Below are 16,756 nucleotides of genomic sequence, written 5' to 3'. Positions count from 1 at the left end.
TGCTGCCGGGCCGCGAGCGTCCGCTAGCTGAACGTGAACCAGTTGATGTTCATGAAGTCGGCCGGCTGCCCCGAGTCGAACGTCAGGTAGACCGTGTGGGTACCGGTCGTGGCCTGGATGTTCGCGGGGATCGTCCGCCAGGTCTGCCAGCCGCCGGTGTTCGCGATGGCGAAGCTGCCGATCGACGGGCCGGTGAGGCTGTCGAGCCGCACGTTGACCAGTCCGCTGACCCCTCCGGCCGCGCCGGACGCCACCCGGGCGGTGAACGTCCTGCGCTCGGTGCTCCCGAAGCTGACGTTGTCGAACCGGAGGTGGTCGCCGTTGGCGATCCAGGCGACGTTCTGGCCGCCGTCGGTGTCCGACGTCGTCTCCTTGGCGACGCCCGCCATCCCCGACCAGGCCTCGGCCTGGATCCGCGAGGTGGCGTCGATGCCCGTCGACCCCGCGGACGTGGTGACGGTCACCGCGCTGCTGGCCGCTGACCGGTTGCCCGCCGCGTCGTACGCCCGCACGGAGAACGTGTAGGCGGTGGACGGCGACAGGCCGCTCGCCGTGTACGTCCGGCTCGACGTCGAGCCGATCACCGTGCCGCCGCGCAGCACGTCGTACCCGGTCACGGCCACGTTGTCGGTGGACGCCGACCACGCGAGGGTGGTCGCCGAGGACGTGGTGCCCGACGCGGCCAGGCCCGTCGGGGTCGACGGAGCCGTGGTGTCGCCGGTGGCTGCCGACGTGGTGACGGACAGCGGGGTGCTGCTGGACGAGCGGTTGCCCGCCGCGTCCAGGGCCCGGACCGTGAACGAGTAGGTCGTCGACGCCGACAACCCGCCGGCCGCGTAGGTGGTGCCCGATGCGGTGGCGACGACCGACCCGTTGCGGAGCACCTCGTACCCGGTGACGCCCACGTTGTCGGTCGACGCCGTCCACGACAGGTTGGTCGAGGTCGCTGTCGTGCCCGACGCGGTCAGGTACGCCGGCGTCGTGGGTGCCGTCGTGTCGGACGGCACGGTGGTGTTCGAGCTGGCCACCGAGCGCGCCGGGACGGCCAGCGTGACGCCGTTGGAGAAGGTGACCGTGATCGCCGACCCGCTCATGTTCGCCGCCTGGTAGGTGCGGACCCCGTTCTTGACGAAGACCGCGTGCAGCGGGGTGTTCGCCGTGACCGACCGGTCGACGGTGCCCAGGCCCGACAGGCTCTCGAGCCAGTAGAACGTGTGCGCCCGCGACTCCCCCTCCTCGACCGCGTACGAACCCGCCTGCGAGCGGAACTGCGCGAGCGCCGTCGGGGCGTCGGCCAGGGCCTGGAACTCCCAGATGATGTCCTGCCAGACCGTCGCGGGACCGCCGTTGTTGCGTTCGAGCTCGGCGATGTTCCGGCTGATGTACGACGGGTTGTAGCCCAGGTACAGGTGCCCCGCGGTGCTCGGCAGGAGGTTGATCCCCTGGATCATCTCCGGCTCGGCGCTGAACCACGTCGAGTAGGAGCCGCCGTCGCCCCAGACCATGCCGACGGTGGAGTGCCCGAACGCGGCCGGGAAGGCCTCGTCGTCGGTGTCGAACCAGTAGTTCTCGATGGCGGAGGCCTGCGTCGTGTACAGGTAGATGCCCAGGTCACGGACCGCGGTGTTGCCGGTCACCTGGCCCCACTGGATCAGGCCGCTGGCGAAGTTCATTCCCTCCGACGACGACTCCTGGTTGTTGCCGGCCGCGAACGCACCGTGCCCGGCGGCCCAGTCGTGCCCCGCGTAGATGTCGAAGTCGCGCAGGAACGGGAACCGGGTGTCGGTGCGGTCCCAGTTGGCCGCGTCCTTGATGACGGTGTTGACCATCCCGCCGTACGCGGACTGCGCCGCCCACGAGGGGTCGAACTGCGCGACCGTGGCGGCGCCCACCACGTAGTAGCCGTAGTGGAAGTGGTGGTCGTTGAGGTCGGTGTCCGAGCCGTAGGAGGCCGGGTAGCCGATCAGCGTCCCCCACGACGGGTTGTACCAGAACGACCGGGTGGTCTCGCCGGGCGACGCCGTCATCCAGTCCGTGAGCCGGGTCCGCATCGCGCCGACGAGCGTGTCGCGGGCGGCGGTGTTGCCGGTCAGGTTGGCCATCTGCGCGACCTGCGCGGCCCGCCCGAACGCCTTGCCGGTCCAGTAGGTGTCGTCGCCGAACCCGGCGAAGGGATCGCTCGCGGCGACCTGGGAGACGTACCCGTTTAGCTGCGTGGCGTCGGCGGAGCCGGCCGCGAAGCCGGTGTTCGCCAGCTGCGGGAGCACACCGTTGAACGTGGTCACCGTCTGGAACTGCGAGCTGCCGACGACGACGCGCATCGGCCCGCGCGGGGAGGTGTAGGAGTAGCTGCTCAGGGTGACGCCCGCGAGGTTGTCCCGCTGGTGCGGGTACAGGGCGTAGACCGTGCCGGTGCCCGAGCCCTGGCGTGCGGTCGTGGTGAACGCGTAGGTCGCGGTCATCTTGGCGGTGGCCTCGTTGTACGACCACGAGACCTTGGTGCCGGTCACGTGGTTGTGCGCGTAGGGCGCGAACGCGTTCAGCGCGGCGGCACGGTCGGCGTTGCTGCTGCTCGGCGTGGTGGGCAGCACTGCGACGGAGAAGAAGGTCCCGCCGTTCAGCGACGAGCTGATCGTGCTGCCCGAGACCGACCACGTCGACCCCGTCGGGCCGAAGGCGGCGTAGTCGTGCCCGTTGATCGTGTAGCCGATCGCCGCGTTGGCGTTGCTCCACACCGTCGGGGTGGCCGCACCCGTCAGCGTCGCGTTGCCGCCGGTCTTCGTCGCGTAGACGAAGGGCAGGCCGTGACCGAACGTGGTGCGCAGGCTGCTGCCGCCGTTGGTCCACAGCTCGCTGACGGTCCAGTCGGAGTAGCCGTCGACCTTCCCGTCCGCGTCGAGCCCGGCGATCCCGAGCTTGAAGTCCTCGGCGTAGTTGTAGTGGTACTCCCCCACGCCCGTGGCGGTCCCGGAGATGCTCGCGGTGGTCGGGTAGCTCACGCCGAGCCCGGTGGTGTACGCGTGGAAGGCCAGCGGGTGCGCCATGAGGTTCTCGGAGACCGACGCGCAGTTGAACTTGCGCCACAGCAGCGAGGTCCACCAGTCGTTCGTCGGGATCGCACCGGCCGGGAAGTTCGCCGTCACGTGGGCCCGCGGGTTGGTGATCGGGGTGTTGTTGCACTCCGTGGGTACGGCGCCACCCGTGGGGGTGCCCTCCGCATAGCTGCCCGACCCGACCGTCACCGCCTCGGCACGCGCCACCGGCAGGGCGATCGCCTGCACCAGGTACGCCAGCAGAGCACCGACCGCGACCATCGCGACGAGGCGGCGACGGTCCAGCGGACGACGGGACGGGATCGGTCGTGGGTGAGCAGACATTCCGGGTGGCTCCGTTCAGGTACGGCGCGGCGCACCGACCAGAGGGTCGACGACGACGGGCCTGAGGGCGCGATGGTCCGGCCGCCCGACGACGGCCGGTCTGGAGCTCGGCCGTCAGATCCGGCGCGACGTTGCGCCGAGCCTGAGCGGCCCTGGGCTGACGGCGTCAGCCCGGTGCGGTACGTGCGGGCGGGAACGCCCGCAGTGAGCCGGCCGCGGCACGGGGACCGTGTGCTGGCCGAGGGGTGGATGTCGAACCGACCCGGGAAGCGCGCCCTCGCCGGTGAGGACGGTTTGACCAGGTGACTCGTGTCACTCCTGCGCTCACCTTCTGCCCGGACCGGGTGAAAGTCAAGTGTTGAATCACCTCAGACAGCGCCGGTACGACTCCGGCCGGTGCTCGCAGGCAGCACGACGGCGCCCGCCCCGAGGTCTCGGGACGGGCGCCGTGTCGCTGCTGTCAGCCGGCCGCCGCGATGAACGCCAGCGTCGCCGCACGGGAGGTGCCGTCGTCGATCGCGACGTCGGGCAGGCTCATCGCCTCCTCCCAGGCAGCCGCCGCGTCGTCCGCGCCGGCCAGCGCCCGGTACATGAGCAGGTAGCCGCCGAACTGCACGCCGTACCCGCCCGGGGTCGCCTCCTCGACGGACGCCCGGATCTGCTCCGGGTCCACGCCCAGCGCGATCGAGGTCTGCACCGGACCCATGGGGATGAGCTGGATCCCGAGGATCGCGCTCGGCTCCGGGCTGAACCACGTCGCGTAGTCCCGCTTGCCGCCCCAGTTGAGCGACACCATGGTGTGGTCGAAGCCCTCGAACTGCTCGAGGTCCGGCGCCGTCCAGTACGTCCGGGCCGTGAGCGCCTCGGTCGACGCGAGCCAGGTGGCCTCCGTCGCCAGCTCCGGCTGGCCGGACGCCTGCGCCCACAGGCCCAGGCCGTTCCAGGCGGTGACCGCCTCCGACGACGACTCCTGGTTGTTACCGTCGGCGAACGGGGACGTCCCCGACGCCCACGAGTGCCCGGCGTACGGGTCGAACGACCGCAGCTGCGGCAGCTCGCTCGACGCCTGCGCCGCCGCGATGTCCTGCGCGAGCAGGTTCATCACGGGTGCGAGCTCGTCGGCGAGGGCCGGGTCGTCCGTCGCCAGCAGGCCAGCCGCGGCCAGGAAGTAGCCGTAGTGGAAGTGGTGGTCGTTGAGCTCGTCCGAGCCGAACGACGGCGTGAGGCCGATGGCCGACCGGGCGCCCTCGTCGTACACCACGCACCGGGCGTCGCGCCGCGTGCACCCGTCGGGCTCGGCCCACTCCCGCAGGGCGTCGGTGGTCGTGGCCCGCAGGTCGGCCACGACGTCCGGCACCCCCAGCTGCTCGCCGAGCACGACGAGCGAGGCCGCACGGTTCAGCGCCTTGCCCCCGAAGTACGTGTCGGACGGGAACGCCGGGGTGTCCGCGACATCGGCCTTCAGCGCGTCGACGATCGCCGTGCGCTGGTCGTCGGAGATGCCGCCGAGGTCCAGCTGTCCGGTGGCCGGCAGCGCCGGTGCGAAGGAGGTCAGCTGGGAGCCGGCGCACAGCTCCAGGTCGCCGTAGACGCTCGGGTAGGCGCCCAGCCCGCAGTCCTCGCGCTCCGGCTGGTCGCCGGTGCGGTGGTGCGGCATGAGCACGTACGCGGTCGGCGCGCCGCCGGCCGTGCGGTACGTGAGGGTGGTGCGGGCGACCTGGTCGTCCACGCCGTAGGTGACGTCGACCCCGGTGACCGGGTCGGCTGCCGCGGTGCGCAGGGTGGTCGCCGCCGCGTCGGTCGCGTCCGGGGGCAGCGCGTACCAGGTGGCCGTCGACCCGGCGCTCAGCGTCGTCGAGCCGCCGTCCGTCGTCCCGCCCACGAGCCCCCACTGCGAGGTGCCCGCGTCGGCGGTCGCCGCGCCGTCGTCGCCCGGCTCGAACGCACCGCCGGCCACGGTCGAGCTCAGCGTCACGTCCTGCTCGGCCGTGAGGCTGACGAACGGCGAGCCCGCCGCCAGCACCACGTGGCCCAGCACCGCGCCCGACCCGTCGAGCAGGTCGATGGTGACGCTCACCGGGTCCGCGGCACTGACCTGGGCCGAGGCGGCGCCGGCGTCCACGGTCACGGCCGGCACGTGCGGCGCGATGATGACCTTCGAGTCCACCGTCGGGGTCGGCAGCCCGAGCGTGAAGCCCGAGTCCGTGAGCCCGAACGAGAGGGGCTCGGCGAACACCGGCTGCGGCTGCTCCCCGAACACGAGGCCGCTGTACCAGCGGTTGCTGGGCGGCACCACGCCGGGCGCGAGCCGCACCGGGTCGATCTTGGCGAGGGACTCGGCCGGGACGGCCGCGACGAGAGCCGCGGTGTCGACCTCCGGCGGGGTCGCGTCGGGCGGACCGCTCACGTCGGCGACGGGAGCCGACCCGGGACCGCCACCGGCGGCCGGCGCGGGGCTGTCCTTCGCCCACGGGGCGACCGCCACGACGACCGCCACCAGTGCCACGACGACCGCGCCCGCCGCAGCGATCACCCACCACCGGCGCCGGGTCGTGGGCGGGGGTCGCACCTCGGTCAAGGAGTCTGTGGTTCGAGTCGTCATCGGAAGAGTCCTCCCAGATAGGTCTTCACCGAGGCCGCGGTCCGCGTCACCACCCCGTCGTTGTCCAGCTGCAGCTCGGCGGTCACGGGCGTACCCGCGGAGACCAGGCCGTTCTGCGCACCGTCCACCAGCGAGCCGCCGGTGAGCGTGAGCACCGCCTGGGCGCTGCCCGCGACGGTCTCGACCTTCACCTCGGACACGTGCACCGTGATCGTGCGCTGGTTCGGCAGGACGACGGTCGCCGTGGCGTCGTCCGCCACCCGTGCGTACTCCTTCGGTGTGAGCGTGTACTCGGCCTGCACGTACAGGGTGTCCGCCCGCTGCACCGTCGCCAGCTGCGTGGCGGACTGGACGAACGTGCCCCGCTCGGAGGCGATCTCGGTCACGACGCCGTCGCCCGTGGCAAGGACGACGAGCCGACCTTCGGCGTCGATCTGGGTCGCCTCCGTCGACGTGCGTGCGAAGCCGTTCTTCACGTCGTACTGGAGCGTCGCCGAGTCGATGACGAAGAGCTGCTGGCCCGTCGTCACCTCGTCCCCGACGTCGACGAGCTGGTCGACGACCAGACCCGAGTAGGGCGTGCCGACGCCGTAGGACTTGGCGAGGATCTGCGCGGAGTCGCTGACGGCGACCCCTCGCGTCTCGTTGAGCTGGTAGGTCGCCAGGGCGGCGACGACGAGCACGACGAGCATGCTCGCGAGCAGTCGGATGCGGCTGGTCCAGGTCATGCTGCACCTCCGGGAAGTGCGGTGGCGGGGACGGTCGCAGGGGTCGATCGAGCGGCGCGCTTCTGCGCCTTGATGGCGCCTCGGGCGCGGTGGCCTTCCTTCCAGGCGGTGACGACGAAGCCTCCGAGGATCAGGGTGTTGGTGGCGTTCCAGGCGACCGCGAGGCTCCCGTACCCGTTGCCCATGTCCTTCCAGAGGCCGACCACCGTGGTGATGAGCAGGAACTGGAAGAACAGGACCTGCGGGACCATGAACGCGAAGGGGGAGCGGTACGCGCCCTTCTGCCCGGTCACGTGCCACTTCTGGTCCTTCTTGAAGATGGCGTTGATCAAGGCACGCGTGTAGATCGGGAACGACACCGCGGCGAGCAGGAGCACCTGCCACCGGAACGAGCCCAAGGTGTAGAACGCCACCAGGATCTGCATCACGTAGAACCCTGCGTAGTACAGCGCCCAGGTGAGCGGCGTGATGGTCAGGTTCATGGGCGTGAGGTTGAAGTAGATCTGCAGAGGTGGCACCAGGATCAGCAGGAGCGGCGCGATGCCGGTCAGGTAGTGCGTCGAGGTCACCAGGTACTGCAGCCGCTGGTCCATCGTGAGGTTGCGCTTCGGCGCCAGCGGGTTGTGGGTGAGCATGATCTCGAAGCCGCCCGTCGCCCAGCGCAGCTGCTGCTTGGTGTAGGCCTCGACGGTCTCGGGGGTGTCACCGACGGCGAGCTCGGTCGGGATGTAGACCGTCCGCCAGCCCTTCTCGTGCAGCATCAGCGACGTCCAGACGTCCTCCGACTTGGAGTCGGAGTAGATGCCGCCCACCGAGTCCGCGGCGGAGCGTCGGTAGATGACGTTGGTGCCCACCGAGAACGCCGCGTTGAACCGGTTCCGGCCGGGCTGGATGAACTTGTAGAACACCGACTGCATGTAGCCGGCGCCCTTGGAGATGACCGTGTCGAGGTTCCCGTACACCTGCGGCGTCTGCACGAACGCGACGTCGTCGGTGGCGAAGAACGGCACGGTCTCGTGCAGGAACTGCGGCAGCGGCACGAAGTCGGCGTCGAAGATGACGAAGAAGTCACCCTTGGCGATCGACAGCGCGTGGTTGATGTTGCCGGCCTTGGCGCCGTTGCTCGACAGCCGCCGGATGTACCGCGCACCGAGCTCCGCGGTGAGGTCGCGGACCTCGTCGGACCGACCGTCGTCGAGCACCCACGTGTCGTGCTTGCCCTGCATCGCGACCGCTGCGGACACCGTCCGCCGGATGGTCTCGAGGTCCTCGCCGTACGTCGTGATGAAGACGTCGACGGTGATCGGCCACTCCTGCAGGTACATGCGCCAGGCGCGCGGGTCCTTCTCGGTGTTGTCGCGGATGATCTCGCCGAGGTCGTACAGCCGGTCCTGGGCGTGGTGGAACGCGAACCCGCGCGGGTCGTGCCCGCTGGACAGCACGGTCCACATCGCCAGCAGGGCGTGCGCCACGAGGACGGACTCCGCGACGATCACGAGCGTGTACGGCAGCCAGTCGCCCCGGTTGGCCGGGTTCAGCAGGAACACCGCGTAGATGATGACGCCGGCGCAGGCCAGCAGGACGAGCAGCATGAGTGACGGGCTCTGGGCGGACTGGTTCTCGCCCGCCCTCGTGGGCTTGATCCTGACCTGGTCGGATCGGCGTGGTTCGAGCAGAAGCTTGTCGAACGTCGTGGCCATTCTTCGCGCCCTTCGGTCGTCCAGTCGGACGGCCGGGTGGGCTCACGGGCCCACCTGACCGGTGTGACAGCGACATTGGCGCCAGATGCACGAAGGGCGTCGGACCTGAGGTCCCGGTGCTGAAAACCCGGTTCCGACAGGCGCCGCCGCCCTTGTGATGACAACGACGCTACGGAGCACATCGGGACATGTCCACCCCAACGACGGTGCGCCACGTCACAGCGTGAGAACGCGTCCACGATGTGGGAACGGCAGGGCGACCACGCCTGGACGGGGGTGGGTGAACTCCCCCGCGACCCTTCGCCAGCCACCGGGCGGACGGTGTCGAGCGCCCATCCACGCATCGGCTCCCGGGCGCGCGACCGACGCGTTCCCGCAGCATGATGGCGGTGGGAGGCGGAGCGTGGACGTGTACCTCATCACCGACGACGGCGTCCGCGAGTGTGCGGTCGACGAGCTGCCCGAGCTCCTCTCCGGACGGCACGGGATCGTGTGGGTGGACATCCCGCAGTGGTCGCCCGAGGCCGCCGACGTGCTCTCCACCACGTTCGGGCTGCACCCCTTGGCCGTGCACGACTGCGAGGTCCGCAACCGGTTGCCCAAGCTGCACGCGTACGCGAGCTCGCTCTTCCTCGTCCTGCACGCCCCGGAGCGCGGGGCTGGTGGTCACGTCCACCACGTCGAGCTCGACCGGCTGATCGGACCCCGCTACCTCGTCACCGTCCATGGCCCGGTCAACCCGGCGGTCCCGATCGAGGTGGCCCTGCGCGACACCCGCGAGGTCCTCGAGCGCATCCGCGCCGGCCGGTTGCGGCCGCGGACGTCCTTCGACATCTCCCACGCGATCGTCTCGACACTGACGCGGCGCATGGAGAGGTTCGTCGAGGACCTGACGAGCGACGTGTGGGAGCTGGAGCGACGCGTCACCGACGGCGCCTACGGCAACCCCGAGCACTTCCTCGACGAGATGTTCCGTACGCGGCACGGGCTCCTTGCCGTGAAGACGATCGCCGCGCAGACCGCCGAGATCTACCGGCGCCTGGCCGGGCTGCCGCGCGCCGTCCCCGACGAGAGCCGGCACCTGGTGACCGACCTGATCGACCAGTTCGACCGCATCGCGGGCCTCGCGGGCGAGGAGAAGGACTACCTGCAGGGCGTCATCGAGTTCTATCGCACCCGGACCGAGACCAAGATGACGATCGCCGCCGAACGGCTCGCGGTGATCGCGGTCGTCACCCTGCCCATCACCGCGCTCGCCTCGGTGCTCGGCATGAACCTCATCGTCAACGACCGGACGACCGTGATCCCGCTCGGTGTCGCACTCGCCGTCATGCTCGCGATGTCGGGGAGCCTGCTGTGGTGGGCCAAGCGCCAGGGCTGGTGGTGAGCCGGGCGGTCACCTGCCCGACATGTCGCCCACACCTGGACGGAGTACCGTGCGCGACGCACCGCAACCCGGTGCAGAACCGACAGCACGGGAGGACGTCGACATGGGTTCCACCATCCTGCAGCGTGGCAGGGTCAGGGCGGGGGTGGCTGCAACGGCTGCGGTCCTCGTCGTGGCGCTCGCCTCGCCCGCGACGGCCGGCGACGGCCACGGCCACGGCCACGGGCATCCGAACGGCACCGACTACCAGCTCACCGTCATGGGCACCACGGACCTGCACGGCAGCGCCCTGAACTGGGACTACTTCAAGAACGCCGAGTACGACGACAGCGCTCACAACGACGTGGGCCTCGCCAAGATCTCGACCCTCGTGAACCAGGTGCGGGCCGATCGCGGGGACCGCAACACCCTGCTCATCGACGCGGGCGACACGATCCAGGGCACCTCGCTGGCGTACTACTACGCCAAGATCCAGCCCATCTCGAAGAGCGTCGAGCACCCCATGGCTGCCGCGATGAACGCGATCGGCTACGACGCCGCCGCGCTCGGGAACCACGAGTTCAACTACGGCATCCCGTACCTGCGCACGTTCGAGAAGCAGCTCGACTTCCCGCTGCTCGCGGCGAACGCCACCAACGACACGAACGGCAAGGCCGCGTTCACGCCGTACATCATCAAGACCGTCCGGACGCCCGCCGGCAAGCCGGTGAAGGTCGGCATCCTCGGCCTGACCAACCCCGGGATCGCGATCTGGGACAAGGCGAACGTCGAGGGGCAGATGAGCTTCGGCGGACTGGTCGAGCAGGCGGCGAGGTACGTGCCCGAGATGAAGCGCAAGGGCGCCGACGTCGTCGTCGTCTCCGCGCACTCGGGCGCCGACACCTCGTCGTCCTACGGGGACGCGCTGCCGTTCCCCGAGAACGCCGCGACCCTCGTGGCGCAGCAGGTGCCCGGCATCGACGCGATCCTCGTGGGTCACGCCCACCAGGAGATCGCCGAGCGCGTGGTCACCAACACCGCCACGGGCAAGCCTGTCGTCCTGTCCGAGCCCCTGAAGTGGGGGCAGCGCCTGTCCGTGTTCGACATCGACCTGTCGTACAGCCGGGGGCACTGGACGGTGCAGTCGGTGGACGCGTCGGTGCTCAACTCGAACACCGTGCCGGACGACCCGAAGATCGTCAGCCTGCTCCAGGACGAGCAGGAGACCGTCGTCGACTACGTCAACGGAGTGATCGGCACCTCGACCGAGGCCATGTCCGCCGCGACCGCCCGGTACGAGGACACCGCGGTGCTCGACTTCATCAACTACGTGCAGGCGGGTGCGGTCAAGGCCGAGCTCACGGGCGCCGACGCCGACCTGCCCGTGCTGTCGATCGCGGCGCCGTTCAACAAGGACGCGGCCATCCCCCAGGGCGACGTGTCGGTCCGCGACATCGCCGGCCTGTACATCTACGACAACACGCTCCTGGGCATCAAGCTCACCGGTGCGCAGGTCAAGGCGTACCTGGAGAAGTCGGCGGAGTACTTCAAGCCGGCCCTCGCCCCGGGCGCCTACCCGGCCGCCTCCCTCACCAACGCGGTGACGCCGACGGCCCCGAACGGCACGCCCGACTACAACTACGACGTCATGGGCGGGCTCGACCAGCCGCTGACCTATGACATCGACCTCGCGCAGCCTGTGGGCAGCCGCATCGTCGGGCTCGCCTACGGCGGCGTCCCGGTGACGGACTCCCAGGAGTTCGTCGTCGCGATCAACAACTACCGGCAGTCCGGCGGAGGCAACTTCCCGGGCGTCACGACGGCCCCGGTCGTCTACAACCGGCAGGTCGAGATCCGGCAGCTGCTCATCGACTGGGTGAGCGCCAACCAGGTGGTGGACCCGGCGGTGTTCTCGTCGACGAACCCCGACTGGCAGCTGACGTCCGGCGGAACGCCGCTGACCGTCACGCCATAGCTCCCGACCCGGGCGGCCGTGTCAGCGCTTCGCTGAGACGGCCGCCCGACCGGCCTCCAGCCGGGCGATCGGGACCCGGAACGGCGAGCACGACACGTAGTCCAGGCCCACGTCGTGGAAGAAGTGGATCGACTCGGGGTCTCCCCCGTGCTCCCCGCAGACACCGAGGTGCAGACCGGGCTTCGTCGCGCGCCCGCCCTCGGCGCCCGCCCGCACCAGCGCACCGACCCCGTCGGCGTCGAGCGTCTCGAACGGGGAGATGGTGAGCACCCCGTTCTGCAGGTAGTCCGCGAAGAACGCCCGCTCGACGTCGTCGCGCGAGAACCCCCACGTCGTCTGCGTCAGGTCGTTGGTGCCGAACGAGAAGAAGTCGGCCTCCTCCGCGATGCGGTGCGCGGTCAGCGCTGCGCGGGGCAGCTCGATCATGCAGCCGATGGGCACGTCGAGCGGGACCCCGGACGACGCGCTGACCTCCGCCAGCACGCGCTCCGTCTCCTCGCGGACGAGCTGCAGCTCCCGCACGGACCCGACCAGCGGGACCATGATCTCCGGCCGCGGGTCCAGACCGGCCCGGCGCAGCTGCACGGTCGCCTCCGCGATCGCCCGCACCTGGAGCGCGAACAGACCCGGCAGCGTCAGCCCCAGGCGCACCCCGCGCAGACCGAGCATCGGGTTCTGCTCGTGCATCCGCTCCACGGCGGCCAGGAGCGCGACGTCCTTCGGGTCCGGCTCGGCCGCCACGGCGACCTTGACCGCCAGCTCGGTGAGGTCCGGCAGGAACTCGTGCAGCGGCGGGTCGATGAGGCGGATGGTCGTCGGGAGGCCGTCCATCGCCTCCAGCAGGCCGATGAAGTCCTCACGCTGGAGAGGCAGCAGGGCGTCGAGCGCGGCCCGGCGAGCGTCGTCGGTGTCGGCCAGCACGAGCCGTTCGATGTACTGGCGACGGTCCCCGAGGAACTGGTGCTCGGTGCGGCACAGCCCCACACCCTCGGCACCGCGGGCGCGGGCACGACGCGCGTCGTCGGCCGAGTCGGCGTTGGCGCGGACGTGCATGCGACGGACGTGGTCGGCGTGCCGGAGCACGCGGTCGACGGCGGTGACCAGCGCACGGGCCTCCGGGTCGCGGGCGGCCGCGAGCCCGGCGTCCAGCCCGTCGGAGATGTAGACCATCACCGGGGAGTCCACCACCGGGACCTCGCCCCGGAACACCTCGCCGGTGGATCCGTCGATTGCGATGGTGTCCCCCGCGCGCAGCACCTCGCCGCGCACCCGGACCTCGCCGTGGACCGGGTCGACGTCGAGCTCCTCGGCCCCGACCACGGCGCACGTGCCCATCCCGCGCGCCACGACCGCCGCGTGCGACGTCTTGCCGCCGCGGGCGGTCAGCACGCCGTCGGCGACGATCATGCCCTGCAGGTCGTCCGGGTTGGTCTCCCGGCGGACCAGGATCACGTGGGCGCCGGCCGCCGTGCGCTCGAGCGCCTGCGCGTTGTCCAGCACGATCTCGCCCACGGCCGCACCCGGGGACGCCGGCATCGCGCGGGTCAGCAGCTGCCGGGCGGTGCTCGCGTTGCCCACGTCGAACTGCGGGAACAGCAGCTGGTTGAGCTTGTCCCCCGTGCAGCGCGTGATCGCCTCGTCCATCGTGATGAGGCTCTCGTCGACCAGCTCGGTCGCGATCCGGAACGCCGCCGCGGCGGTCCGCTTGCCGACGCGCGTCTGCAGCAGCCACAGCTTGCCGCGCTCGATCGTGAACTCGATGTCGCACAGGTCGCGGAAGTGCGTCTCGAGCCGTCGCATCGCGTGCCGCAACGCGTCGTACGAGACCGGGTCCAGCACCTCGAGCTCCGCCAGCGGCAGGGTGTTGCGGATCCCCGCGACGACGTCCTCGCCCTGTGCGTTCGGGAGGTAGTCGCCGTAGACGCCGCTCTCCCCCGTCGACGGGTCCCGCGTGAAGCAGACCCCTGTCCCCGACGTCTCGCCGAGGTTGCCGAAGACCATGCTCACGACGTTGACCGCGGTGCCCAGGTCGTGCGGGATGCGCTCGCGCCGGCGGTACAGCCGCGCACGGTCGGTGTTCCAGGAGTCGAGGACGGCCTCGATCGCCATGTCGAGCTGCTCGCGCGGGTGCTGCGGGAACTCGCGACCGGTCTCCTCGACGACGATCTCCTTGAACCTCTGCACGAGCACGCGCAGGTCCTGCGCGGTCAGGTCGACGTCGGTCGTCGCGCCGACCGTGGTCTTGCACTCGTCCAGCGCCGCCGCGAACACGTCTCCGTCGATCCCGAGCACGGTCTTGCCGAACATCTGGATGAGCCGCCGGTAGGAGTCCCACGCGAACCGCTCGTCGCCGGAGAACTCGGTCAGGCCCTTCACCGACGCGTCGTTGAGCCCGATGTTCAGGACCGTCTCCATCATCCCGGGCATCGAGAACTTCGCACCGGAGCGGACCGAGACCAGCAGCGGCTCGTGGAAGTCCCCGAGCCGTCGACCGATCGCGTCCTCGATCTCCCGGACGGCCAGCGTCACCTCGACGCGCAGCTCGGGCGGTACGTGCCCGTCGCGCATGTACGCGCGGCACGCCTCGGTGGTGATCGTGAACCCCGGGGGCACCGGCAGGTCGAGGTTCGTCATCTCCGCCAGGTTGGCGCCCTTGCCACCGAGGAGGTCCTTCTGGTCCTTGTCACCATCACGGAACCGGGAGACGTAACTCGTCATGAAGGGCTCCTGTTCGCAGGGCAGGACGAGAGGAATTCTCGTCTCCTTCTACCCTCGACAGTACTCCCGCAGATCCTCAAGAGCGCCGCAGGTGCAAGAACGTGCATTCTTGGCCTACCGTCAACGTCATGGCCACCAACTCGCCCCGACCGGTCATCGACCTGCCGAGCGACCCGCGCGAGCCGACCGCAGCGGGGAGCCAGCTGCTGCTGCTCGGCCGACGCATCCGCCACGCGCGCACCGAGCGGGGTCTCACGCTGGACGAGCTCGGGCAGCTCGTCGGCTCGACCGCCAGCCAGCTCTCCCTGGTGGAGAACGGCCGGCGGGAGCCACGGCTGAGCCTGCTGCAGTCCCTCGCCTCGGCGCTGGGCACTACCACGACGGACCTCCTGGATGCCGCACCGCCGTCACGGCGGGCCGCGCTCGAGATCGAGCTGGACCGGTCGCAGGGCACGGCGACCTACGCGGCGCTCGGGCTGCCGACCGTACGTCCGGCGAAGAACCTGTCCACCGAGGCCCTGGAGGCGCTCGTCGGCCTGCACCGCGAGCTCGCCCGCCGGGACGACGCCGCCATCGCGACGCCCGAGGAGGCCCGCCGGGCCACGACGGCCCTGCGCCAGTGGATGCGCGAGCGCAACAACCACCTGCCCGAGATCGAGACCGCGGCGGAGGACCTGGTGCGGCGGGCCGGCTACACCACGGGCGCCCTGACCCACAGCGCCGTCGCGTCGATGGCCGCCGACCTCGGCTTCACGCTGATCCACGTCGACGACCTGCCGCACTCCACGCGCACGGTGACCGACCTGGCCAACGGCCGCATCTACCTGCCGCCGGCGTCCATCCCCGGCGGACACGGCCTGCGCTCCCTGGCGCTCCAGGCGATCGCGCACCGGGTCCTGGCCCACTCGACGCCGCGCAGCTATGCGGACTTCCTGCGGCAGCGGGTCGAGATCACCTACTTCGCCGCGGCGTGCCTCATGCCCCGCACCGCGGCCGTCGCCCACCTGAGCGCCGCCAAGCGCCGCAAGGAGCTGGCCGTCGAGGACTTCCGCGACTCGTTCGGCGTCACCCACGAGGCTGCCGCGCAACGGCTCACCAACCTGCTCACCGAGCACCTCGACATCCGTCTGCACTTCCTGCGGGTGGGCGACGACGGCACCCTGTTCAAGGGGTACAGCAACGACGCCGTCCGCTTCCCCACGGACAGCACGGGCGCCATCGAGGGCCAGGTCGTGTGCCGGGAGTGGGCCGCCCGCTCGGCGTTCACGCGTCGCGACCGCGCGGGCGAGTACTACCAGTACACCGACACGCCCGAGGGGACGTTCTGGTGCACCACGCAGACGGGCTCGACGTCGGCGGGTGGGTTCTCGATCACCGTGGGGGTCCCCTTCGGCGCTGCGAAGTGGTTCCGCGGCCGGGACACGTCACGGCGTCGCGAGTCCCGGTGCCCCGACCCGACGTGCTGCCGGCAGCCCGACCCCGGGCTGGCCGCGCAGTGGGCACCGCACGCGTGGCCGAGCGCCGCCGTGCACGCGCACGTGCTCTCGCCGCTGCCCACCGGCGCGTTCCCCGGCGTGGAAGATGCTGAGGTCTACGCGTTTCTCGACCGCCACGCACCCCGATGATGGTGCACAGTGGCGCCATGCCACAGATCCGGGTGTTCCTGCTCGACGACCACGAGGTCGTCCGCCAGGGGCTTCTGCGCCTCCTCGAGTCGACCGCGGACATCACCGTCGTCGGCGAGGCAGCGACCGCGCAGGAAGCCCTCGTCCGCATCCCTCGCTCCGAGGCCGACGTCGCACTCCTCGACGTGCGGCTGCCGGACGGCAGCGGGATCGAGGTGTGTCGCGAGCTCGCCTCGCTGGCCCCCTCCGTCCGCTGCCTGATGCTCACGTCGTACGAGGACGACGAGGCCCTGCTCGCGGCCATCACGGCGGGGGCGGCCGGCTACGTGCTCAAGGAGATCCGCGGCTCCCAGCTGCTCGACTCCATCCGCCTGGTGGCGTCCGGGAAGTCGTTGCTCGACGCGGCGACCACGCAGCGCGTGCTCGCACGGGTGCGCGAGACCCAGCAGCGCGACCCTCGGCTCGACCTGCTGACCACCCAGGAGAGCGCCGTGCTCGACCTCATCGGGGAAGGGCTGAGCAACCGGGAGATCGCCGAGCGGATGTTCCTCGCGGAGAAGACCGTGAAGAACTACATCTCGAGCCTGCTGGCCAAGATCGAGGTGCGCGGGCGGACGCAGGCGGCCCTGTTCATCACCGAGCAGAACCGCCTGCACCCCGAGTAG

Annotated in this window: 9 protein-coding genes; 4 read left to right on the top strand and 5 right to left on the bottom strand. The window is 70.7% G+C overall.

Annotated features, from left to right (window positions below; genetic code table 11):
* Positions 1–23: 23 nt before the first annotated feature.
* The 4 genes from ASD16_RS06150 to ASD16_RS06135 all read right to left on the bottom strand — a co-directional run bounded on the left by ASD16_RS06150 (position 24) and on the right by ASD16_RS06135 (position 8,407).
* Positions 24–3,377, bottom strand: coding sequence for a glycosyl hydrolase (locus tag ASD16_RS06150; RefSeq protein WP_055914195.1), 3,354 nt, complete (start codon positions 3,375–3,377; stop codon positions 24–26).
* Between the two features lie 460 nt (positions 3,378–3,837).
* Positions 3,838–5,979: a glycosyl hydrolase gene (locus ASD16_RS06145; protein WP_055914192.1), complete on the bottom strand. Its 2,142-nt coding sequence runs from the start codon at positions 5,977–5,979 to the stop codon at positions 3,838–3,840.
* Positions 5,976–6,707 carry an HlyD family efflux transporter periplasmic adaptor subunit gene (locus ASD16_RS06140; RefSeq protein WP_055914190.1) on the bottom strand — a complete coding sequence of 244 codons (732 nt, stop codon included), beginning with the start codon at positions 6,705–6,707 and terminating at the stop codon, positions 5,976–5,978. The genes ASD16_RS06145 and ASD16_RS06140 overlap by 4 nt, the downstream gene beginning before the upstream one ends.
* Positions 6,704–8,407, bottom strand: a complete 1,704-nt coding sequence (locus tag ASD16_RS06135) for a glycosyltransferase (protein ID WP_055914187.1) — start codon at positions 8,405–8,407, stop codon at positions 6,704–6,706. Before ASD16_RS06135 ends, ASD16_RS06140 begins: the two co-directional genes overlap by 4 nt.
* Before the next feature lie 403 nt (positions 8,408–8,810).
* Between ASD16_RS06135 and ASD16_RS06130 the strand changes: the two genes are divergently transcribed.
* Both ASD16_RS06130 and ASD16_RS06125 read left to right on the top strand, forming a co-directional pair.
* Positions 8,811–9,794: a magnesium transporter CorA family protein gene (locus tag ASD16_RS06130; protein ID WP_055914183.1), complete on the top strand. Its 984-nt coding sequence runs from the start codon at positions 8,811–8,813 to the stop codon at positions 9,792–9,794.
* 103 nt (positions 9,795–9,897) lie between these two features.
* Entirely contained in the window at positions 9,898–11,748 is a 1,851-nt protein-coding gene (locus ASD16_RS06125) for a bifunctional UDP-sugar hydrolase/5'-nucleotidase (protein ID WP_055914180.1), read from the top strand.
* Positions 11,749–11,769: 21 nt separating this feature from the next.
* On the opposite strand, the gene ppdK is transcribed toward ASD16_RS06125, so the two are convergent.
* Complete coding sequence (gene ppdK, locus ASD16_RS06120; RefSeq protein WP_055914178.1) at positions 11,770–14,466, bottom strand: pyruvate, phosphate dikinase; 2,697 nt, start codon at positions 14,464–14,466, stop codon at positions 11,770–11,772.
* A gap of 128 nt (positions 14,467–14,594) precedes the next feature.
* Here ppdK and ASD16_RS06115 point away from each other — a divergent pair, with 128 nt between their 5' ends.
* Together ASD16_RS06115 and ASD16_RS06110 are read left to right on the top strand one after the other, a co-directional pair.
* Entirely contained in the window at positions 14,595–16,091 is a 1,497-nt protein-coding gene (locus ASD16_RS06115) for a helix-turn-helix domain-containing protein (protein ID WP_082570616.1), read from the top strand.
* Between the two features lie 17 nt (positions 16,092–16,108).
* Entirely contained in the window at positions 16,109–16,756 is a 648-nt protein-coding gene (locus tag ASD16_RS06110) for a response regulator transcription factor (protein WP_055915800.1), read from the top strand.

Origin of the sequence: Cellulomonas sp. Root485 (assembly GCF_001426705.1) — a bacterium.
Lineage (GTDB): Bacteria > Actinomycetota > Actinomycetes > Actinomycetales > Cellulomonadaceae > Cellulomonas.
This window is presented reverse-complemented; position numbering and strand designations above follow the sequence as displayed.

Bases quoted from the DNA above. Each gene is read 5' to 3' on its own strand.
- ASD16_RS06150 (WP_055914195.1), bottom strand. From the start codon at position 3,377: ATGTCTGCTCACCCACGACCGATCCCGTCCCGTCGTCCGCTGGACCGT.
- ASD16_RS06145 (WP_055914192.1), bottom strand. From the start codon at position 5,979: ATGACGACTCGAACCACAGACTCCTTGACCGAGGTGCGACCCCCGCCC.
- ASD16_RS06140 (WP_055914190.1), bottom strand. From the start codon at position 6,707: ATGACCTGGACCAGCCGCATCCGACTGCTCGCGAGCATGCTCGTCGTG.
- ASD16_RS06135 (WP_055914187.1), bottom strand. From the start codon at position 8,407: ATGGCCACGACGTTCGACAAGCTTCTGCTCGAACCACGCCGATCCGAC.
- ASD16_RS06125 (WP_055914180.1), top strand. From the start codon at position 9,898: ATGGGTTCCACCATCCTGCAGCGTGGCAGGGTCAGGGCGGGGGTGGCT.
- ppdK (WP_055914178.1), bottom strand. From the start codon at position 14,466: ATGACGAGTTACGTCTCCCGGTTCCGTGATGGTGACAAGGACCAGAAG.
- ASD16_RS06115 (WP_082570616.1), top strand. From the start codon at position 14,595: ATGGCCACCAACTCGCCCCGACCGGTCATCGACCTGCCGAGCGACCCG.
- ASD16_RS06110 (WP_055915800.1), top strand. From the start codon at position 16,109: ATGCCACAGATCCGGGTGTTCCTGCTCGACGACCACGAGGTCGTCCGC.